This is a genomic window from Frankia sp. CcCS3 (assembly GCF_977927575.1).
Genome location: NZ_CDWRCL010000039.1, coordinates 1 through 20,617, shown reverse-complemented (window position 1 = coordinate 20,617; position 20,617 = coordinate 1). Strand labels below are relative to the sequence as shown.

19 protein-coding genes and 1 pseudogene are annotated in these 20,617 nt (G+C 72.1%); 3 read left to right on the top strand and 17 right to left on the bottom strand.

Features of this window, described 5'->3' with window-relative positions; genetic code table 11:
- The 15 genes and pseudogenes from AC08OQ_RS06030 to AC08OQ_RS05960 form a co-directional block, all read right to left on the bottom strand.
- A pseudogene (locus AC08OQ_RS06030) lies at positions 1–330 on the bottom strand (ABC transporter permease); the annotation flags it as partial.
- A complete protein-coding gene (locus AC08OQ_RS06025; protein ID WP_476600816.1) occupies positions 327–1,271 on the bottom strand; it encodes an ABC transporter ATP-binding protein in 945 nt (314 codons plus the stop codon). The pseudogene AC08OQ_RS06030 and the gene AC08OQ_RS06025, both read right to left, overlap by 4 nt.
- A 160-nt stretch (positions 1,272–1,431) precedes the next feature.
- Positions 1,432–2,982: a cobyric acid synthase gene (locus AC08OQ_RS06020; RefSeq protein ID WP_462188502.1), complete on the bottom strand. Its 1,551-nt coding sequence runs from the start codon at positions 2,980–2,982 to the stop codon at positions 1,432–1,434.
- Positions 2,979–4,061, bottom strand: a complete 1,083-nt coding sequence (locus AC08OQ_RS06015) for a cobalamin biosynthesis protein (RefSeq protein WP_476611936.1) — start codon at positions 4,059–4,061, stop codon at positions 2,979–2,981. Before AC08OQ_RS06015 ends, AC08OQ_RS06020 begins: the two co-directional genes overlap by 4 nt.
- A 3-nt stretch (positions 4,062–4,064) precedes the next feature.
- On the bottom strand, positions 4,065–7,118 hold the full coding sequence (locus AC08OQ_RS06010; RefSeq protein ID WP_476600812.1) for a DEAD/DEAH box helicase: 3,054 nt from the start codon (positions 7,116–7,118) through the stop codon (positions 4,065–4,067).
- A gap of 106 nt (positions 7,119–7,224) precedes the next feature.
- Positions 7,225–8,274, bottom strand: a complete 1,050-nt coding sequence (gene tatC, locus AC08OQ_RS06005) for a twin-arginine translocase subunit TatC (RefSeq protein WP_476600810.1) — start codon at positions 8,272–8,274, stop codon at positions 7,225–7,227.
- A 76-nt stretch (positions 8,275–8,350) separates the two neighbouring features.
- Positions 8,351–8,656, bottom strand: coding sequence for a Sec-independent protein translocase subunit TatA (gene tatA / locus AC08OQ_RS06000; RefSeq protein ID WP_476600808.1), 306 nt, complete (start codon positions 8,654–8,656; stop codon positions 8,351–8,353).
- 336 nt (positions 8,657–8,992) lie between these two features.
- Positions 8,993–9,214 (bottom strand): hypothetical protein, encoded by a 222-nt coding sequence (locus AC08OQ_RS05995; protein ID WP_476600806.1) that lies wholly within the window; start codon positions 9,212–9,214, stop codon positions 8,993–8,995.
- Between the two features lie 4 nt (positions 9,215–9,218).
- Positions 9,219–9,761, bottom strand: coding sequence for a helix-turn-helix transcriptional regulator (locus AC08OQ_RS05990; RefSeq protein WP_476605051.1), 543 nt, complete (start codon positions 9,759–9,761; stop codon positions 9,219–9,221).
- Positions 9,689–10,186 carry a hypothetical protein gene (locus AC08OQ_RS05985; RefSeq protein ID WP_476605050.1) on the bottom strand — a complete coding sequence of 166 codons (498 nt, stop codon included), beginning with the start codon at positions 10,184–10,186 and terminating at the stop codon, positions 9,689–9,691. The genes AC08OQ_RS05990 and AC08OQ_RS05985 overlap by 73 nt, the downstream gene beginning before the upstream one ends.
- 55 nt (positions 10,187–10,241) lie before the next feature.
- Positions 10,242–10,934, bottom strand: a complete 693-nt coding sequence (locus AC08OQ_RS05980; RefSeq protein ID WP_476605049.1) for a WYL domain-containing protein — start codon at positions 10,932–10,934, stop codon at positions 10,242–10,244.
- Positions 10,822–11,298, bottom strand: coding sequence for a helix-turn-helix transcriptional regulator (locus AC08OQ_RS05975; RefSeq protein ID WP_476605048.1), 477 nt, complete (start codon positions 11,296–11,298; stop codon positions 10,822–10,824). The genes AC08OQ_RS05980 and AC08OQ_RS05975 overlap by 113 nt, the downstream gene beginning before the upstream one ends.
- Positions 11,299–11,467: 169 nt before the next feature.
- Positions 11,468–12,139, bottom strand: a complete 672-nt coding sequence (locus AC08OQ_RS05970) for an FKBP-type peptidyl-prolyl cis-trans isomerase (RefSeq protein WP_476605047.1) — start codon at positions 12,137–12,139, stop codon at positions 11,468–11,470.
- Between the two features lie 14 nt (positions 12,140–12,153).
- Positions 12,154–13,512, bottom strand: coding sequence for a Pup--protein ligase (gene pafA, locus AC08OQ_RS05965; protein WP_462187718.1), 1,359 nt, complete (start codon positions 13,510–13,512; stop codon positions 12,154–12,156).
- A gap of 10 nt (positions 13,513–13,522) precedes the next feature.
- Positions 13,523–14,740, bottom strand: a complete 1,218-nt coding sequence (locus tag AC08OQ_RS05960; RefSeq protein ID WP_476605046.1) for a hypothetical protein — start codon at positions 14,738–14,740, stop codon at positions 13,523–13,525.
- A 301-nt stretch (positions 14,741–15,041) separates the two neighbouring features.
- Between AC08OQ_RS05960 and AC08OQ_RS05955 the strand changes: the two genes are divergently transcribed.
- Complete coding sequence (locus AC08OQ_RS05955) at positions 15,042–15,830, top strand: dienelactone hydrolase family protein (RefSeq protein WP_462187720.1); 789 nt, start codon at positions 15,042–15,044, stop codon at positions 15,828–15,830.
- 218 nt (positions 15,831–16,048) lie between these two features.
- On the opposite strand, the gene AC08OQ_RS05950 is transcribed toward AC08OQ_RS05955, so the two are convergent.
- A complete protein-coding gene (locus AC08OQ_RS05950; RefSeq protein WP_476605045.1) occupies positions 16,049–16,645 on the bottom strand; it encodes a TMEM165/GDT1 family protein in 597 nt (198 codons plus the stop codon).
- A 290-nt stretch (positions 16,646–16,935) separates the two neighbouring features.
- Positions 16,936–17,778, bottom strand: coding sequence for a class I SAM-dependent methyltransferase (locus AC08OQ_RS05945; protein WP_476605044.1), 843 nt, complete (start codon positions 17,776–17,778; stop codon positions 16,936–16,938).
- A gap of 238 nt (positions 17,779–18,016) precedes the next feature.
- Here AC08OQ_RS05945 and AC08OQ_RS05940 point away from each other — a divergent pair, with 238 nt between their 5' ends.
- Together AC08OQ_RS05940 and AC08OQ_RS05935 are read left to right on the top strand one after the other, a co-directional pair.
- Positions 18,017–19,228 (top strand): cytochrome P450, encoded by a 1,212-nt coding sequence (locus tag AC08OQ_RS05940; protein ID WP_476605043.1) that lies wholly within the window; start codon positions 18,017–18,019, stop codon positions 19,226–19,228.
- Positions 19,229–19,272: 44 nt separating this feature from the next.
- On the top strand, positions 19,273–20,559 hold the full coding sequence (locus AC08OQ_RS05935; RefSeq protein WP_476605042.1) for a cytochrome P450: 1,287 nt from the start codon (positions 19,273–19,275) through the stop codon (positions 20,557–20,559).
- Positions 20,560–20,617 lie beyond the last annotated feature (58 nt).

Sequence of the window (20,617 nt, the reverse complement as noted above, 5' to 3'; positions counted from 1 at the left end):
GAACGCGTCGACGTCACCGTCGAGCACGGCCCGCTCGCCGGCCGCCCGATCCGCCACCGCACGGACCTCGACGTCCTCGCCCAGCGACCGGGCCGCAGCCTCGACCGCCGCCGCCTGCCGGGAGTCGACCGCGGTCAACGCGATCCGGCTCGCCGACGAGCCGCCGGTCAGGGACATCAGCACCACCATGGCGCCGATCCCGAGGACGAACAGCCCCATGGTGATCTGGAAGGCCCGCGACCTGGTCCTCGTCACGATCTCCCGCCGGGCGATCAGCCGGATCACCCGGCCCGACCCCTGCGCCGCGTCATCCGGCCCCCGCACGCTCACGCCGCGTTCTCCGGGCACGCCCCACTCCCCGGCTGCTGCCCGGCCTGCACGACGACGTTACGGAACAGCTCGGTCAGCGACGGCCGGCGACGACGGAACTCCCGCACCGGGCCCGTGGCCAGCGCTGCGCGCAGCACCGCCTGATCGTCGGCACCCGCGGCGAGGCCCAGCACCGTCCGCGGCCCGTCCCGGTGACGCACGACGACCCCCGGTATCCCGTCGGCCCAGCCCGGCGGCGCCGTCGGCGCGTCCACCACCACCTGCAGATCACCGCCCGCGCGCAACTCGTCGACCGAACCGCAGGCGACTATCCGGCCCGCCCGCACGATCCCGAGCCGGTCGCACAACCGCTCGACGAGATCGAGCTGATGGCTGGAGAACATCACCGGAACCCCGGCGGCGCGACGCTCCCGCAGCACCTCGCTCATCACATCGACGGCCACCGGGTCCAATCCGGAGAACGGCTCGTCGAGTATCAGGACGACCGGATCGTGCACGAGCGCGGCGGCCAGCTGCACCCGCTGCTGGTTACCGAGGCTGAGCTTCTGCACCTCGTCGTCCAACCGGCTGGACACCCCCAGCCGCTCGGTCCACCGCGCCACTGCGCGACGGGCCGCCGCCAACCCCATTCCGTGCAGTTGCGCGAGGTAGACGAGCTGCTCACCCACCCGCATCCGCGGGTACAGGCCGCGCTCCTCCGGCATGTAGCCGATCCGGCGGCGGGTACGCAACGTCAGCGGAACGCCGTCATAACGCACGACCCCGGAATCCGCCGCGAGCACCCCGAGGGCGATACGCATCGCCGTCGTCTTCCCGGCACCGTTGCTGCCGACGAACCCGAACAGCTCGCCGGCCCGCACCTCGAACGTCATCGACTCCAACGCGACGACGTCGCCGTACCGTTTCGACACCCCGTCGATCTCGAGCCGTCCGTCGCCCACCTGCACCACCTTCTTTCCACTCCACGGCGTTCCGGGTAACGGTCAACCGTTGCCCCTGCCACGGGCTTCTCCGGCAAGGAAATTCTCTCCACCAGATGCTATTGGCGGTGGTTTTCATGATTGATTTTATGCGGTGTGACGATGTCAACACCGTTGATTATCAGGGTGCGCCCGGAGGAACGAACGGCAGGCCGGCGGGTGTGCCCTCGGCGAGCAGGCGGCGCAGGGCGCCGGTGTCGAGATGGTCGGCAACGAGGTCACCGAGGGCGTCGAGGCGGCGCTGCCGGACATCGGCGAAACGCGTGAACGCCGGGACGAACGAACGCCCCGCGGCCGTGGCCACGTCGGCGAGATAGGCGCGACGGAACGCGTCGTTCTCCAGCACTCCGTGCCAGCTCGTGCCGGCGACCGCGCCGACGCGCACCCCGTCCGCGGCGAACGGGGCGCCGTCCGGATGGTCCTCGACGGTCAGCCGCCCGTGCCGGATCTCATAGCCGGTCAGCGGCCGGCCGGCGGCATCGGTGGCCGCGCGGCGACCGAGCAGCTTCACCGGGTCGAACGTGGTGATGACCGGGAGCAGGCCGAGACCCTCGACCTCACCCGCACCCGATTCGACGTCGTCACGGATGCGACGGCCGAGCATCTGGTAGCCGCCACAGATACCCAGCACCGGGCGGGCGGCGGCGGCGCGCTCGGCGAGGGTCGCGGCGAGACCGCGGCGACGCAGCCAGCGCAGGTCCTCGACGGTGGAACGGGTGCCCGGCAGAATCACGAGGTCGGCGTCGACGAGCTCGTCCGATCGGGTGGCCAGGCGCACCGCGACCCCGGGCTCGGCGCGCAACGCGTCGATGTCGGTCACGTTCGACAGCCGGGGCAGCCGGATGACGGCGACCCGCAGCACCTCCCGCCGACCGGCGTGCGACCCGACTGCTGTCCCGGGCCCGGGGGAAGGCTCGGCATCGGGCTGGGGCTCGGCATCGGGGAAGGCGGCGAGGTCGAGGGAGTCCTCGACGTCCAGCCACAACCCCGCCTTCCGGGGGACGACGCCGTGCACCGGCCGGCCGGTGAGCCGTTCGATCTGGCGCAGCCCGGGTTCGAGCAGCCGGGCGTCGCCACGGAACCGATTGATCACCCAGCCGGCGACCAACGCCTGGTCGGCCGCATCGAGCAGGGCCAGCGTGCCGAACAGGGCGGCGAAGACCCCGCCCTTGTCGATGTCGCCGACCACTATCACCGGCAGGTTCGCGGCGCGCGCCAGGCCCATGTTGGCGATGTCGGTCGAGCGCAGGTTGATCTCCGCCGGGGAACCGGCCCCCTCGCAGATCACCGCGTCGAACCGGCCGCGCAGGTCGTCCAGGCACTCCAGGACGATCGCGGCCAGCCGTTCCTTGTACGGGCGGTAGCCGAGCGCGTCGACCTCGGCGACCGGGCGGCCCAGCACGACAAGCTGGCTGTGCCGCTGACCCCCCGGTTTGAGCAGCACCGGGTTCATCGCTGCCTCCGGTTCCACACCGGCCGCCACTGCCTGCATCGCCTGGGCCCGGCCGATCTCCGCACCGTCGGCGGTGACCGCTGAGTTCAACGCCATGTTCTGCGCCTTGAACGGGGCGACCCGCACCCCCTCCCGCGCCAGCCACCGGCAGATCCCCGCGGTCAGCACACTCTTGCCGGCGTCCGACGCGGTCCCGGCGACCAACAGTCCCCCGCTCACCGGCCGCGCTCCCTCCCCCCGAATCCAGAGCGTCCGGATCCGGTACCGAGGCCGAGGCCCACCCGCGAGGTTAGGACGGAGGCGACCAGCCGCGCCACCGGAACCGCCGCCGTCAGCGCGACACACACCACGCTCACCGCCGCGGACAACCGGGCCGCGGCAGCGACGTCCGCGCCCTGCGGCCGCCGGCCGAACCCGAGCTCCGGCCGGTGCTCGACGCGGTAGGGGTAGCGCAGCTCTCCCCCGAGCCGCAGCCCCAGCGCCCCGGCGAACGCGGCTTCCACCATCCCGGCGTTGGGGCTGGGATGCGACCGGCCGTCCCGGCGCATGACCCAGTACGCGTCGACCGCCGAACCGCCGACGACCGGGGCGCACGCGCAGGTCACCAGCGCGCACACCCGCGCCGGGAGCAGGTTCGCCAGATCGTCGAGGCGCGCCGCCGCCCAGCCGAAGCGTTCGTACCGGGGGCTGTGGTGCCCGATCATCGCGTCGAGGGTGTTGATCGCCCGGTAGGTGACCAGGCCGGGCAGTCCGGCGAGCGCCCCCCACCACAGTGGGGCGACCAGCGCGTCGGAGGTGTTCTCGGCGATGGACTCAATCGCGCCGCGGGCGATCCCGGCGGCGTCCAGCGACGCCGGGTCGCGTCCGCACAGCGCCGGGAGCCGTTCCCGGGCCGCGGCGAGATCGTCGGCGCGCAGCTCCTCGCCGAGGCGTCGGCCTTGACGGCGCAGCGAGGCGCCACCGAGGACGGTCCACGTGACCGCCGCCGTGAGCGCGACGGCGCGTTCAGCGGCGCGTTCAGCGGCGCGTTCAGCGGCGCGTTCAGCGGCGCGTTCAGCGGCGCGTTCAGCGGCGACGGCGGGCACGGCGACCGCGGCGAGCAGCACCGCGGTGTGCAGCGCTCCGGCCGCCCGGCCGTCCCGGTAGAGCCGGTTCTCCAGCCGGGACGCGGCCCGCCCGAACCCGGCGACCGGATGCAGCCGCGCCGGGTCGGCGAGCAGCCCGTCCAGCACGGCGCCGAGGACCAGACCGAGCACGCGCACCGCGCGGGAAGGGACCATGGCACGGGAAGGGACCATGGCTCAGACGCTCATCGCGTAAGCGACGACCCCGCGCCGGACGGCGTCCATCGCCGCCCGGGCGGTCCGGCGCACCCGCGCGCCGTCCGGCGCACCCGGCGCACCCGGGTCCGGCTGCACCATCGGGGCGACCTGCGCGATCTGGTCAAGGATGTCGATGAGCTGGCGCATCCACCGGACGAAGTCGCCGGCGGTCAGTTCCACGGAGCTGTCGGTCAGCACCCGTTCCAACGCGCGGCCCGCGGCCCAGTCGTGCGCGACGGCGACGAATCCGAGCTCGGGCGGGCGCAGGAACGCGAGCCGGTGGGCCTGCTCGGCCTCGGCGAGCCGCTCCGACAGCCGGACCATCTCAGCGAGGCAGTCGCGCAGCGCCGGGACGCCGGCGTCGTCGCCGCGCGGCTCGAACACCAGCGTGGACACGGCGGCGGCCAGCGCCGGCGGGGTGAGATCGTCCCAGATGCCGGCGCGCAGGCATTCGGCGACGAGCAGGTCCTGCTCCGAGTAGATGCGCGCGAGCACCCGCCCGGCGGCGGTGACGCTGTCCCCGTCCAGGTAGCCGAGGTCCTCGAGCGCGGCACGGACCCGGTCGAACGTCTTCGCGACCGTGTTCGTCCGGCCCTCCACCTTCCGCGAGATCGCGGCGGTCTCCTTGACCAGCCGGTTGACCTGCTCGGCGGAACGCAGGTGCTCCTCGCGGCGCGGGCAGTCGTGCACCGGATGGGCGCGCAGGGCCCGGCGCAGCCGGGCGAGCTCGGCGTCGTCCGCCGCGGCCGAACGGACCCTGGCCCGCCGGCCCGGAGGGGCATCGGGGTTGACGTCGGCGGCGCGCAGGGAGGAGGCCAGATCCCGGCGCGACTGCGGCGAGCGCGGGTTGAACGACCGCGGCACCCGGACCCGGCCGAGCGGTTCGACGGCGACCGGGAAGTCAGTCAGGGACAGCCTGCGGACCTGCCTGTCCGCGGTGAGCACCACCGGCCGCGGGCCGTCGGCGGCGCTCGCGGCGGCGTCGGCGTCGAGCACGACGGCGAGCCCGCTGCGCCGCCCGGCGGGCACCCGCACGATGTCCCCGGTCCGCAGCCGGGCGAGCGCCGCCGCGGATTCGGCCCGCCGGCGCGCGGAACCCTCCCGCGACAGCGCGGCCTCCCGCTCGGCGATCTCCCGGCGCAACCGGTCGTACTCGCCGATGTCACCCTTGTCGCAGCTCAACGCCTCGCGCTTCGCGTCGATCGCCTCGGTGTTGCGCTGCACCGCCCGGGCCAGGCCCACCACGGCCCGGTCGGCCTGGAACTGCGCGAACGACGACTCCAGCACGGTACGTGCCCGCTCCCGCCCGAGCCTGCCGACCAGGTTGACGGCCATGTTGTACGACGGCCGGAACGACGAGCGCAGCGGATAGGTCCGCGTGGAGGCCAGCCCCGCGAGCGCGAGCGGGTCCAGCCCCGGCTGCCACAGGACGACCGCGTGGCCCTCCACGTCGATGCCGCGCCGCCCGGCGCGGCCCGTCAGCTGGGTGTACTCCCCTGGGGTGATGTTCACGCGGCTCTCGCCGTTGAACTTCGTCAGCCGCTCCAGCACGACCGTGCGGGCGGGCATGTTGATGCCGAGTGCCAGGGTCTCCGTGGCGAAAACCACCCGGACCAGCCCCTGGACGAACAGCTCCTCGACGATCTCCTTGAAGGTTGGCAGCATGCCGGCGTGGTGGGAGGCGATGCCGCGTTCCAGCCCCTCCAGCCACGCCCAGTAGTCGAGCACGGCGAGGTCGGTCTCGGGGATCCCGGCGGTGCGTTCCCGGACCAGGGTCCGGATCCGCTGCTGCTCCGCGGGGCCGACGAGCCGCAGACCCGCACGCACGCAGGAGGTGACCGCCGCATCGCAGCCGGCCCGGCTGAACACGAAGACGATCGCGGGGAGCAGGCCGTCGCGGTCGAGCCGTTCCACGACCTCCGGCCGGCCCGGCACCCACGTCCGCCGGCGCGCGCCGGCCGCCCCCCGGCCGCGGCCGACCGTGGGATAGCCCCCCGACAGCGCCCGGCTCTCCTCGCGGGCCAGCCGCAGCAGGTCCGGGTTCACCACTCGTCCACCGACCGCCGTCGGACCACCACGGGCCGCGGGGAAGTCTGCCACGGGCGCCCGGCCGGCACCCCCATTGCGACCACGGTCGCCACCGCGACCCCTCTGGGTGTCCCGGCCCCGTTCGCCGTTACGGTTACCGCCCCGGTCCCGCCCGCGGTCCCGATCGCCGCGGTCCCGATCGCCGATGGTGGCGCGCCGGGTGCCGGCTACCTCGAATCCGGCCTCGACCCCGGCGTTCCCGGCCTCGACCCCGGCGCTCCACCTCGACCGGGCGAGATCATCGTCCAGGACGGCACGGAGTGCCGCGGGTCCGCCCGGCGGCGGGGTGCCAGGAGTGTCCTCGAGGAACAGGTCGTACAGGGTGCGGTCAGCGAGCACATGCTGCCACAGCGGAACGGGACGATGATCGCTGACGATGACCCGGGTGTGGCCGCGCACCGTGACCAGCCACTCGGCGAACTCCTCGGCGTTACTCACCGTCGCGGACAGGGAAACCAGCCGGACCTGCGCCGGCAGATGGATGATGACCTCCTCCCACACGGCGCCGCGCTGGCGGTCGGCGAGGTAATGCACCTCGTCCATGACGACGTAGCCGAGGTCGTCCAGCCGGCCGTTGTCGGCCGGGCCGGCGTAGAGCATGTTGCGCAGGACCTCGGTGGTCATCACCACGATCGGGGCGTCGCCGTTGCGGGAGGTGTCCCCGGTCAGCAGGCCGACCGAGGCGGCGCCGTAGCGGGAGACGAGATCGGCGTACTTCTGGTTCGACAGCGCCTTGATCGGCGTCGTGTAGAAGCAACGCGTCCCGGTGCGCAGGGCGAGATGGGCGGCGAACTCGCCGACGACCGTCTTACCCGCTCCCGTCGGGGCCGCGACGAGCACCCCTTCACCGGCCGCCAGCGCCGCAACCGCCTCGAACTGGAACGGGTCGAGCCCGAAGGGGAGGCCAGCGGCGAACTCCACAAGAATCTCGGGCGTGGAGGACACATCAGCCACCCTACGGGACGCGACGGCCGGCAGCCGACCGGTTTACGCCGGTCCCGACCGGCCGGGGAGGAACCGACGATCATCAGGTGATGTCGCCGTAGGCCCGTCAGGTGATGTCGCCGTGGGTGACGTCGGTACCCGAGAAGCCCGGGGCGACGGGGGCCGTCCCCGCGCCGACGGGTGTCGACGACCCGGTGCCGGCCGGGTCCGCCGTGCCGGGCGACGTGGCCGTCGCCGCGGGGCCCGCGGAGGCCGCCGAGCGGGGCGGGGCGTCGTCGAAGTCCAGCGGGGAGGTCTCGTCGTCGTCCAGGTCGGTGTACGGGGAGGTGTCCCCGCGGCGGGCCACCCGCCGGTCGTTAAGCCAGCCGATGATCAGTGCGACCTCGTAGAGGACCACCATGGGCAGGCCCAGCGCGAGCATGGTGAACGGGTCCTGGCTGGGGGTGACGATCGCAGCGAACACGAACACCAGGAAGATCTCGGCCCGCCGCCAGGACCGCAACTTGGCGGTGCTGATGATCCCGGCCAGATTCAGCATCGTGACGAGCAGCGGAACCTCGAATGACAGTCCGAAGATCAGCAGCATCGCCTGGACGTAGCTGAGGTACCGGTTGCCGTCCAGGACGCTGACCAGCCCGTTGCCGCCGAAGCCGAGCAGCAGACCCAGCCCGGTCGACAACGTCAGGTAGGCGAAGACCCCGCCGGTGGCGAACAGGGCGAGGGAGACGCCGACAAAGGTCAGCGACCAGCGCCGCTCGTGACGGTGCAGACCAGGGGTGATGAAGGACCAGAGCTGATACAGCCACACCGGCGAGGAGACCACCGCCGCGGCGATCATAGAGATCTTCAGGCGGATGGTGAACGCGTCGAGGATGCCGAAGAAGTACAGGGTGCAGTCGTCCGCTGCCAGGCCATCCGGGCTGAACCGCTTGCTCGCCGGCAGGTCGCAGTACGGCGCCTTGAGCCAGTCGAAGATGTGCGGCTCGAAGATGAAACAGACGACACCGGCGACCGCGAACGCGAGGAGCGCGATGGCGACGCGGTTGCGCAGCTCACGCAGATGCTCGGTGAGCGGCATGCGACTGTCCTCGACAGTACGCGTGCGGCGGTGGTTCACCGATGCGACGAGCCTTCGCGGCGTGGGCAACCCTGGCACGTCGGCGGCTCCTGGTCGAGAGGAAGGAGGAAGGGGCGCCGGCGGACGCCCGACAGGCCGTGGGACCGCCGTGAGGTCAGCCCCGGTCGGCGGCCGAGGCGGTGCCGTTCACGGACGCGGTGGCATTCACGGACGAGGCGGGGACCTGACCGGGCGCGGCGGCCTGCGGCTGGGCCACCGGCGGCCGGGCCTCGATCGACAACGGGGCCGGCTGCGCCGCGGGCGCGGGCTGGTCATCCTCGCGCAGGCCCTTTGTCTCGGCCTTGAAGATGCGCAGCGAACGACCGAAGGAACGCGCGGCGTCAGGAAGCTTCTTCGACCCGAACAGCACCAGAACGACGAGGGCGATGATGATGATTTCGGTGGTGCCCAGATTTGGCATGGTCGGCGTCCTCCGATGAGCGCGGTACCGGGCCCGGTCCGACGACCGGTGCGATCGATGCTACGTCCGCCAGCCTACGAGGGGATAGACGGCGTGCGGGTATCCCGGAGATGACGGATGCGCAACGAAGCCAACCTGCACGATAGCTCGTAGCACTCGGCGGGCAAAGCGTGTCCACAACGACACCAGAAACCCCAAATCATCACCGATCGCTACCTCGTCAAGCCGGAAGTCCTGGATTGTGGCAACACAAGACCATATGGCACGATCGACGTCACGCGACGGTCACTCCCGGCGGATCACACGGGGACCACGGATCCGGTCAAGCAGATCCGGTCAGGACGTGCGTTCGGCGAGCCGCGCGCTGACCTCGGCGTGGTCGAGCCGCGCCGCGAGCGCCGCGGTGTCCGAGGCCAGGGCCGAGACCCGCGCGGACAGCTCCGTCGTGGCGGCCCGCACCGCGCGCATCTTCTGCCACACCCGCCACGCACTGAGCGCCAGCAGGGCGAGCACGCCGACGATGAGGACGAGGTAGAGGAGCGCCCAGAGCACACCCATCACCCTACTCGGCGGTCGGCGTGAGCCCGTAGGCGAGCAGGGCCCGGCGGGCCAAGGCGTGCACCTCCTCGGCGAGCGCCGGCGGCTCGACCACCCGCACGTCGGCCCCGAGGCCGAGGACCAGCCGGTGCAGCCAGGAGGTCTCCCCGGCGTACAGCGTGACCTCGAGCCGTCCGCTGGGCAGCTCGCGCACCTCGGTGACCGGGTAGTAGTCGGCCACCCACCGGGCCGGGGACGCCAGCTCCAGCACGACCCGCACGTCCGCCGGGCCGGGCCGGTAGATCCCCTCCCTGGTGTCGCGGGACACCGTACCCGGCGGCGGGACCGCCGGGGCGTCGAGGATCGTCACCCCGCCCGGCCCGTCGATGCGGTCCAGCCGGAACAGCCGCACCGCCTCCGCCCGGTGGCACCATCCCTCCAGGTACCAGCGGCCGTCCTGGACCAGCACCCGCATCGGGTCGACGTCGCGCTCGGTCAGCTCGTCGCGGGACCACACCAGGTAGCGCAGATGCACCCGTCGGCGGTCCCGCAGCGCCCGCTGCACCACCGCGAGGACCTCGTCGTGGACGTCGAGGGTGACGCGTACCTGGCCGACGGCGGCGGTGCCGGCGCCTCCTCCAGCTTCTCCAGCGCCCGGTCCAGGGCCTCGCGGCCGGCGAGGCCGGGCACGTCGGCGAGCGCGCGGGCGGCGACGATCAGGGCCGTCGCCTCGTCGACCGACAGCCGCAGCGGCCGGTCGAGAGTCTGCGGATCGACGACGGTGATCTGATCACCGGAATAGCTCAGGTCGATGAGGTCCCCGGGCGCGCCGCCGGGCAGGCCGCAGACGAACAGCCGGTCGAGGTCGTCGCGCAGCTGGCGGGGGGTGACCCCGAAGGCCACCGCCGCCTCGGTCAGGGAGATCCCGGGATGCGCCCGCAACCAGGGGACGAGCGCGAGCAGCCGGCTCAGCCGGTCGGTGGCGGCGCTCACCGCGTGCCCGGAGCGAGCGCCGGACGATGAACCGGGGCGGGCACCGCACGACGGATCATCGGGCGCTCACCGGGCGTTCGTCGCGGCGCACCCCCGCAGGTGGGGACGCCACGCCGCGGGCGGCGGTGCCCGCGAGCGTGGCGGCGGTGCCCGTGATGGCCGCCCGGAGCCGACCGACCACAGCCGCGCGCAGCTCGGGTGGGTCGACGACGACGACGTCCGGACCCGATCCGACGATCCACCGGGCGAGCTGTTCGGTGTCGGCGAAGTCCATCTCCAGCAGATCCATGCCCGGCGGTGGATTCGTGTCCGGCGACGGATCGGCGTCGCCCGGCGACGGCGACGCCGCCGGGCGGGCGTACCGTCGCAGCGCGTGCGCGCTGCCCCGGCGGACCGCCAGCGTGGCGGTCCGGAAGCGGTCCGGGGGGGCCTGCGCCGAGACCATCGCCCGCAGGTCGACCCCTGGCGGGACCTGGACCGCGCCGGCCGGTCCGACCATGCGCACCGGGCCGGTGAACCGGGACAGCCGGAACACCCGGGCCGCACCACGGTGCAGGTCGTGCCCGGCGAGGTACCACCGCCCCCGCCAGGACAGCACACCCCAGGGCTCGACGTGCCGGTCGGCGGAGTCCGTCTCACCGACCTTCCGGTACGGGAAGCGGATGGTCCGACCGGCCTGGACCGCCGCGAGGCGCTGCTCGAAGGCCGGCTCGGTTGCATCGACCCGCGGTTCGAAGCCGTCGAGCACGCCGAGCCCGCCACCACATCACCGCGGCCCCGCCCGCGGCGAGCTTGCGCAGGGCGCTGGCGGCGGGCCCGACGAGCGCCGTGCTCGACCACAGCGAGCCGGCGACAGCCAAAGCCGCGGCCTCGTCCGGTTCCAGGGCGATGTCGGGCAGCGCGTAGTCGCCGCGGCGGATACGGTAGCCGATCTCGTTGCTGAACGCCGAGTCCGCGCCGGTCTCCAGGGGGATGCCGATCTCCCGCAGATACGCCTTGTCCCGCTCGAACATCCGCCGGAAGGCGTCCTGCTCTTCCTCGGTGCGCCCGGGCTCGTAGCCCTCCACCAGCTCGCCGATCTGGGACACGGTGAGGAAGCGCGATGTCGCCATCAGGCACATCGTCAGGTTGAGGAGCCGCTCCACCCGTCGCCGGGACACACCCGCAAAGGGTAGCCGCCGGAGTTCACCGGCCACGCACCACCCCGTCCCCGCCCCACCGCTGGCGCACCGGTCGCGCCCACCGGGCCACCCACGGCCGGGCCGGGTGAGGGCCGGTGGGCTACGGCTGGCCGGCGCCGGCCCCGACGCCCGACGTGGCCCCGTCGACCGCGATCAGGTCCACCACGAACACCAGAGTGTCGTCGGCGAGGATCGTCGGCGGACGTCCCCCCACCGGGCCGTACCCGAGGTCGGGCGGGATGATGATCTGGCGGCGGCCGCCGACGCGCATCCCGTCGATGCCCTGCCCGAAGCCGGCGATCGTGCCGTCCAGCGGGAAGGTCGCCGGCTGGCCCCGCGCCCAGCTGCTGTCGAACTCCTTGCCGTCGCGCCAGAGCACGCCCACGTACCGGACGGTGGCGGTGCTGGTGGCGGAGGCGACCGCGCCGTGACCGGTCACGAGATCGGTGGTGACCAGCGTGGCCGGCGCCGTCCCCCGGCCCGCCGCGGAGATCGGCTTGCGGCTCAGGTCGGTGGCACCCGCGACCGCGGGGACCCGCCCGGAGGTGCCGTCGACGGCCGTCCGGGAGGGCACCGGCGCCGCCTTGGTGCCGTCGGGGGCGTCGGAGGCGCCGCAACCGGCCAGGAGCGGGGCGAGCAGCACGGCGGGCAGCACGGCACCCGCGAGCAGGTGCCGGCGGGTGGCGGACGGCCGACGGCCGCTGCCACGCGAGCCGGAACGGGCTGACGCGAAGAGCAGGACGACGCCGGCGCGTCGCGGCACGAACATCACAGGGGCTCGAGTCCTCACATACTGGCGATGAGCTTGTCGACCCGATCGTCGACGGAACGGAACGGGTCCTTGCACAGGACCGTACGCTGAGCCTGATCATTGAGCTTCAGGTGGACCCAGTCGACCGTGAAGTCCCGGCGTTTCTCTTGGGCGCGCTTGATGAACTCGCCGCGCAGCCGGGCCCGGGTGGTCTGCGGGGGGCGTGACTTGGCCTCGAAGACGTCGAGGTCACGGGTGACGCGCTCGACCAGACCAGCCCGTTCCATCCGGTAGTACAGGCCCCGGTCACGGTGGATGTCGTGGTATTTCAGGTCGAGCTCGGCGACCCGCGGCGAGGCCAGCGACAGCCCGTGCTTGTGCCGGAACCGCTCGATGAGCACGTACTTCGTCACCCAGTCGATCTCACGGGCGACGAGCTCGAGGTCGTCGGTCTCGATCGCGAGCAGGGTGCGGCCCCACAGGTCGAGCACCCGCTTGGCGACCTCGTCCCCGCCGCGGCGCTCCACGAACTCGACCGCCTTGGAGTAGTACTCCCGCTGGATGTCCAGCGCGCTGACCTCACGCCCGTTGGCCAGCTTGATCCTGCGCTGGCAGGTCATGTCGTGGCTGACCTCGCGAATCGCCCGGATCGGGTTCTCCAGGGTCATGTCCCGCAGCATCACGCCGGCTTCGATCATGCGCAGCACCAGGTCGGTCGCCCCGAGCTTGAGCAGCATGGTCGTCTCACTCATGTTCGAGTCGCCGACGATCACGTGCAGCCGCCGGAACCGCTCGGCGTCGGCGTGCGGCTCGTCACGGGTGTTGATGATCGGCCGGGACCGGGTGGTCGCCGAGGACACCGACTCCCAGATGTGCTCGGCGCGCTGGGAGATGCAGTACACCGCGCCCCGCGGGGTCTGCAGCACCTTGCCCGCGCCGCACAGGATCTGCCGGCTGACCAGGAACGGCACCAGCACGTCCGCGAGCTTCGAGAACTCGCCGTGCCGGCCGACGAGGTAGTTCTCGTGACAGCCGTAGCTGTTGCCGGCGGAGTCGGTGTTGTTCTTGAACAGATGGATGTCGCCGGCGATGCCCTCCTCGCGCAGCCGTCGTTCGGCCTCGACAAGCAGGCCCTCGAGGATGCGTTCCCCGGCCTTGTCGTGGGTGACCAGGTCGGGCACGGAGTCGCATTCCGGGGTGGCGTACTCCGGATGGCTACCGACATCCAGGTAGAGGCGGGCGCCGTTCTTGAGGAACACGTTGCTGCTGCGTCCCCATGACACGACACGACGGAACAGGTACCGTGCCACCTCGTCCGGGGACAGCCGTCGCTGTCCCCGGAACACGCAGGTGACGCCGTACTCGTTCTCCAGTCCGAAGATGCGGCGGTCCACGTCTGCGACCCTATGCTCGAATGCCGCCTCGGCGCGCCGGGACGCTCGGGCCGGATGTCACCCTGAGGCGGATTCGCCCCTCCTGTGGACGGACGGGCCGACCGACGACCGCCAGGCCCAGCCCGACGACGAACCAGCCGGCGAGGACCAGTACCGGACGGCCACCGCCGGCACCGTCGAAGTAGGCCGTCGAGCGCAGCAGCGTGGCACCCGCCCCCGGCGGCGCGAACTGGCCGATGTCGCCCCAGGGCTGTGGCAGCATCTCCGGTGCGGAGGCCGCCGCCGACAGGGCGGCACCAGCGACCAGAACCAGCACCGCGGCGACGAGACCCGGCACGCCCGCGACCGCACCGAGTCCCAGGACCGGCCCGGCGACGGCCAGCGCCAGCAACGTCACGACCGCCATAGTCGTCAGGAACTCCCCGGGCAGGACGTCCAACGCCCCCTGCAGCGCGACGGCCCCGGCGAAGCCGGAGAGCACCGCGAGCGCGGCGAGCCCGGCGAGCCGGATCACCCGCGACCCCACCATCCGCGCCAGCAGCACGCCGGCCGCGGTGATCACCAGCGTCAACGGGAGGTAACCGGCCGCCAGCCCGCCGCCGGTCTGGTCCCGTGGCGCGTTGGCCACCACGTCGACCACCGGGATCTCCAGACCTGGCATGAACACCCGGATGCCCCGGGTCAGCGCCTCGGTGACCGCCGGGCTCGCCGCGGAGGCGACCCGCAGGGTCAGGCCGTTGCCGCCGATGACGATCGCGGCGTAGGCGTCACGCTCGCGCAGCGCACGGTCGGCGGCGGCCACCGTCGGCACCGTGCGCACCGTGAGGGCGCCCGGCTCCACCCGGCTGATCTGGTCGGCGAGCGCGGTCGCCGCGGGTGCCGGGCCCACGGTGAGGATCGGCAGGTCCCGGGGGCGCAGGCTGGTGACGGACGTTCCGTACAGCCAGACCAGGACGCCCATCAGCAGGGCCATGCCGACGGTGATGACGGCGATCCGCCGGGCACCGGGCGTGCCGAGCCCGTCGACGCCGCCGAGCCGGGCCCACGCCCGTCCGGCCGGATCAGCCGGATCGGCCGGATCGGGCAGGCCGGGCAAGCCGGGCAAGCCGGGCAGGCCGGTCTCGCCCGAGGCCAGTGGGGGCGACGGCGCCGAGTGTCCCGGCTGGGGGCGCCGTCCCGGAAGAGGATCATGTTCGCCGCCGCCACGATGCCGTCCCCCGCTCACCACAGGAGGGCTCCGACGGTCCGGTCGACGTGCGCCGGGTCCACCGCGCTCCCCCAGGTCGCCGCCACCCTCGGCAGTGGTTGCCTCACCGCGTCCTCCCTCCGTCCAGCGACACCCGCCAGGCCACTACAAGGAGTAGCGTGACGCCTTCATGCTGTCGAGGCCTGTCTGGTGGCGTGTCGCGGCCCGGCGTGTCCGGGTGAACCCGCCGGTCCGCGGCGGTTCCAGACACCAGGTGGTCGACGGACCATGGGCAGGACAGGCGGATCGGGCGGGAAGGCTCGCCGGCGGAAAGGATGGCGCCATGGCAACCGGAACGAACGACGCGACGTCCCATCGAACACGACATCACGGCGAAGACAGGGCCCGGCTGCGGGCGCAGGTCGTCCGCGGCCGCGGCGGGCTGCCGCTCACAGTCCTCGCCCCGGCCGCGGAGGACCCGCCGCGCGGCGGCATGGTCGTCGTCCAGGACGCCCGAGGCATCACGCCGTACCTGGTCTCCGTCTGCGACCGGCTCGCCGGTGCCGGCTGGCTCGCCGTGGCCCCGCACCTGTATCACCGCGACGGGCTGGACGAGGTGGACCCGGCCGACGGCTGGGCCGCGGCCACGTCGACGATGGGCACCCTGTCCGGCGCGGGCATCGACGCCGACATCGACGCGGCGCTCGGGCACCTCCTCGACGCGGGCTTCCCCGCCGAGCGGAGCGCAGTCATCGGCTTCTGCATGGGTGGCACGGTCGCGCTGCACACCGCCACCCGGCACCCCCTCGCCGCGGCGGTGTCGTTCTACGGCGGCGGGGTCAGCACACCGTACTGGCCCGGCATCCCCGCCTTGGTGGAGGCGGCACCGTCGTTGCGCGGGCCGTGGCTCGGCCTCTACGGCGAGGAAGACGCCCTGATCTCCACCGACGAGATCGCCGCCCTACGGGCCGCGGCCGCACGCTCGGGCGCCCCGACGGAGCTGGTCAGCTACGCCGGGGCCGGCCACGCCTTCCACAGCGACGACCGGGAGGCGGTCTACCGCCCGGTCGCCGCGGCCGACGCCTGGTCACGGGCACTCGCCTTCCTCGACCGGCACGTCCGCCCCCGCTGAGGCGCCCGGCCGGCCAATCGAAGATCGCCACCATCGACATCGCGAGCATCACCCGCACGGCGCCCAGAGGTCACTCCGGTCGGCTTCCGACCCGGTCCCCCGCACCGCCACCACGCTGAGTTGCGGTGCCACCGGCTCGCGACCAGTGGGCCTGGGCGCACCGCCGACCGGAGCCCGCGCACGCAGGCGGCGTGTCGGCCGCCGACCAGGGATCTCCCTTACCCGCGCAGGACGTCCACCATAGTGGAGATGGAAAGGCCGAGCAGAACGAGGGCGGCGAACTGCTGGACCCGGCGCAGCGGAGCGACCCGCAGCAGGAAGTGGCCAAAGGCGACAGCCAGCCCAGTGACGGTGCACAGGGCCAGCAACGCGCCGACGCCGACGGGAATCGGGCGGTGGTAGCGGGCCGCGAGGGTGGCGGTGAGAATTTGGGTGAGATCACCGAACTCGGCGACGAGGACAACACCGAACGCCTCGGCCCATACGCGTCTCGCGGCGGGTCCCTCGACGCCGGCGGCCTTGTGCCCCTCCAGTTCGGCGGGGTCGGCGGGGTGGGAACGCAGGAGGAGGACCGCACCGACGAAGAACAGCGCCCCGGCGACCAACTCGACAGCCCTTCGGGGCAGCGCCGCGACCAAGCCGCCGACGGCGGTGGCGACGCCGACGTGCACTGCGAACGCTGCCCAAATCCCAGCGAGAACCGGCAGCGGCCGGTAGCGGGCACCCAGAACGAGTGCCGCCACGAACGTCTTGTCCGGCAGCTCGGCCGGGAAGACCACAGCGAAGGCGGTCGCTGCAATGATGATATTGTCCACGGCGAGCCCCCGCCGGCCCGGGGCCAGCCCACCCCGGCAGGGCGGCGTGTGATGAGCCCCTTCGAAGGCTCCTGCCTGGTCGAACGGCACCCTACCCGGCCCGCGGACTTCACGAACCGCGAAACACGCCCCCGCGGGGACGCGGCAGCACAAGAACCGTTTGCCAGCTAGGGCTGACAATCTTGGTTCGGGGTCCCGAAATCACCATCCGTCCGGTCGCTACGCGGCTGCGGTGATCCGGTACACCTCGCGACGACCGGCGGGCGGACGGCCCGGAGACCCATCAGCGATCATGTCTGGCAGGACCGCCGGGCCCAGGCGGCGAACATCGCCGCGCTGATGAGGAGGTTGTTCTCGTCGCGGCTGAGGGACCACCACTGGTCCACCTCGTCCCGGGTCAGCAGTCCGGCTTCAATGAAGCTCTCCTGGAACCGCTCCACGAGGAGCTGCCAGGCGAGCCACGACTCGCCGGTGCCGCGGGACTGAACGCCGTGGTACTGCGCGGACTCGTCGGTGAGGTCCAGGCTGAGCACATCGCCGAGGAGTCGGCGGCCATAGGTCGCGTCAAACCCGCCACCCTCGCCTATGAGCCCTTGCAGCGCGCGGACCATGGCGGTGTGTATCGGCGCCTCCGGGACGACCAGGTCGGCGCAGGTCCAATCGACCTCCTCGATCAGAAGCCAGCCGCCTGGTGCGACCGCCGCCGCGAGCCGTTGGAGCGCACGCCGATGGGGGTGGAGGTGTGCGATCAGGAGCCGGGCGTGGACCAGGTCGAACCGCGCGTGCGGAAGATCGTCGACCATCACGTCCATGCGCCGGACCTCGACCGGCTCCGGTAGCCGGTCGAGGAAGCGGATGTCGCGGTCCACCGCGAGGACGTGCCCCGCGGGGCCGACGACCTCGGCCAGGGCCCGGGCGACCGAGCCGGTGCCCGCGCCGACCTCGAGGCAGTGATGCCCAGCGCCGATACCCAGGGCCGCCACGAGCCGCATGGTGCCCGGGTCCCACAGCTGCGCCATCGCTTCGAGGCGGGTGCGCTCGTCCGGATGCCCCTGGTCCAACACGTAGGTGGACAAATCAGTGCCCCCATGGTCGCATATGGCGTCGATCGACGTCCGCTGGGACTCCGACACGGATTATTCCTCGCCTCGCCGGGTGTTTACACCGGCGATCCGTTTCTCCTATCGAGTCATAGACGACCTTGCGGCGCACGGGGCGTTTATGTGAGCATTCCATCGACATCGCGACCGAATCGGTTCGAAGAATGTTCATCTCGTGGTAGTCGGCAGAGGCTGTCATCAACGGCACTGTAATCAACGGAACTCCAGCGAGATGATTTTGTGGCACCCGTGCCGAGAGAGGGGCGTGGACGTGTCCACTGCGCCGCAGGTTGTCTTCGACGCCTTTCACCCCATGCACCGATCCAACCCCTACCCGCGGTACGCGGCCGTCCGCGATTTCGCCGCACTGTACCCGATCAGTCCGGGTATTCTCATGGCGACACGCTACGAGGAGTGCTCGGCGGTTTTCACGGACGCGCTGTGGGGCCACGGCTACGAGGAGGGCATCAACCCCTTCCGTCCAGGAGTGGCTCCCGACGACGTGCCGGGGTCGATGCTGCGGATGGACCCGCCGGACCACACTCGGCTACGCGGGCTGGTCAAACGGGCGTTCGTCCCGCGCAGCACCGAGGGGCTCCGGCAGCGGATCGAAGATCTCGTCAACGCGCTGCTCGACGCGGCGATCGAGGCCGGCGAGGTTGACCTGATGGAGGCGTTCGCGCAGCCACTGCCGCTCACCCTCATCGGCGACATGTTTGGCATCCCGCCCGAGGACTACCCCGCGGTCCAGAAGTGGTCGCTGGAGATCGTCCGCGGCACGGATCCGGACGTCCTGCAGTCGCCCGAGAGCCTGGCGCGCAGGCCGGAGGCCATGCGGGAGTTCGAGGCGTACTTCGCGGCGCTACTCGCGCAGCGGCGCGAGGATCCTCGCGACGACATGCTGAGCGGGATGTGCGCGGCCGAGGACCGCGGCGAGCTGAGCGGCCGGGAGGCACTCGGGCTGTCCGTGGGGTTGCTGATCGGGGGATACGAGACCGTCTCCGACCTGATCGGCAAGGGTGTCGTGGCCATGGTGCGCAACCCCGACCAGATCGCGCTCTGGCTTGCCGATCCCGATCTCGCGGCGCCCGCCGTTGACGAGTTGCTCCGCTACGAGCCGCCCGTGCAGTTCACCCACCGGGTCGCGTTGGCGGAACGGGAGCTGGCCGGGCATACGTTCGCGCGGGGGGACGGCATCGTCATCCTGACCGCCGCCGCCAACCGCGACCCCGCCGTGTACACCGATCCGGAGCGTCTGGACATCACCCGGTTCGCCGGCCGCACCCCCGCGCCGCGCCACCTCTCGTTCAGCGAGGGGCTCCACTACTGCCTCGGCGCGCATCTCGGCCGGCTGGAGACTCAGATCGCCGTGGACACCCTCCTGCGCCGCGCCCCCGGGCTGTCACTGACCGATGAACCCGTCTGGCGCAACACGGTCGCCATCCACGGGCTGGACACCCTTCCGGTCCGCCTTCGGGATTGACCGACCGCCCACGACGCCCGGCCCACCGCATTCCAGGGAGACCAATGAGCGTGAACGAAACGGGTGCCGAACCGGACGTCACCGCCCCTCGCGCCGGCGTACCGCGGGTCGTCTTCGATGCGTTCGATCCCGAGCACTGGCCCAACCCTTATCCCCGGTACGCCGCAGCCCGCGAGGCCGAACCGCTTTTTCCCACTCCGCTGGGCGTACACCTGGTGACCCGCTACCAGGGCTGCGCGACCGTTCTCCAGGACAACACCTGGAGTCACGCCCACGAGGCCGAATTGTTCCATCCCGGCGTCGACACCCTTGACTTGCCGACCTCGTTCCTCTGGATGGACCCGCCCGACCACACCCGGCTGCGCGGGCTGGTCAGCAAGGCGTTCACCCCGCGCACGGTGGCCAACCTGCGGCCCCGCATCGAGCAACTCGTCACGGACCTGTTCGACGCGATCGTCGAGGCCCGCGAGGTCGACGTGATTACCGCGTTGGCCTACCCGTTGCCGCTCACCATCATCGCCGAGCTGCTCGGCGCGCCGGCCGAGGACCATCCGGACCTTCAGCGATGGTCGGGGGCGCTCGCCCGCGGGTTCGACCCCGACCCGCTCCTCTTGCCCGAGGAACGTGACGCACGCTCCCAGGCCGCCCGCGACTTCGTGGCCTACTTCCGTGCCCTCATCACCCGGCGTCGCGCCGAACCGGCCGATGACCTGATCAGCGAGCTCGCCGCCGTCGAGGAGCAGGGCGACGTCCTGACCGAGAACGAGATGCTCGCGACCTGCGTCACGCTGCTGGTAGCCGGGCACGAGACAAGTGTCAACCTGGTCGCCAACGGCATCCTGGCGTTGATCCGCCACCCCGACCAGTACGCCTTGCTCCGATCCACCCCGCGGCTGGCAGAGCCCGCCGTCGAGGAGATGCTGCGTTACGACTCGCCGGTGCACATGACCACCCGCCTCGCCCACCAGCGGACGGAACTCGCCGGGCACACGTTCCAGGCCGGTGACGGCGTCGTGTTGCTCTTCGGCTCGGCCAACCGGGATCCGGCGGCGTTCCCTGACGCCGAGCGGTTCGACATCACCCGGTACGCGGGCCAGACGCCCGCGAAGCGTCATCTCACGTTCAGCCTCGGCATCCACTACTGCCTCGGCGCGCCGCTCGCCCGCCTGGAGATGGAGATGGTGCTGCACGAGCTCATCCGGAGAGGGATCACGATGACGCCGCTCACGGACGACCTCGCCTACCGTAGGAACCTCGTCCTGCGCGGCATCGCCAGCTTCCCGGTCCGCTTCGAACAGCACGCCGGTGTCCTCGGTCAGGTGCCGACGTAGGCCACGAGGTGCTCGCCGGTGAGGGTGAAGCGGATCTGGATCTGGATCTGTCGCTGAT

Excerpts from the sequence above, each read along its gene's own strand:
- tatA (WP_476600808.1), bottom strand. The coding sequence starts at position 8,656 with ATGCCAAATCTGGGCACCACCGAAATCATCATCATCGCCCTCGTCGTT.
- AC08OQ_RS05995 (WP_476600806.1), bottom strand. The coding sequence starts at position 9,214 with ATGGGTGTGCTCTGGGCGCTCCTCTACCTCGTCCTCATCGTCGGCGTG.
- AC08OQ_RS05975 (WP_476605048.1), bottom strand. The coding sequence starts at position 11,298 with ATGGCGACATCGCGCTTCCTCACCGTGTCCCAGATCGGCGAGCTGGTG.
- AC08OQ_RS05935 (WP_476605042.1), top strand. The coding sequence starts at position 19,273 with ATGAGCGTGAACGAAACGGGTGCCGAACCGGACGTCACCGCCCCTCGC.
- AC08OQ_RS06015 (WP_476611936.1), bottom strand. The coding sequence starts at position 4,061 with ATGGTCCCTTCCCGTGCCATGGTCCCTTCCCGCGCGGTGCGCGTGCTC.
- AC08OQ_RS05955 (WP_462187720.1), top strand. The coding sequence starts at position 15,042 with ATGGCAACCGGAACGAACGACGCGACGTCCCATCGAACACGACATCAC.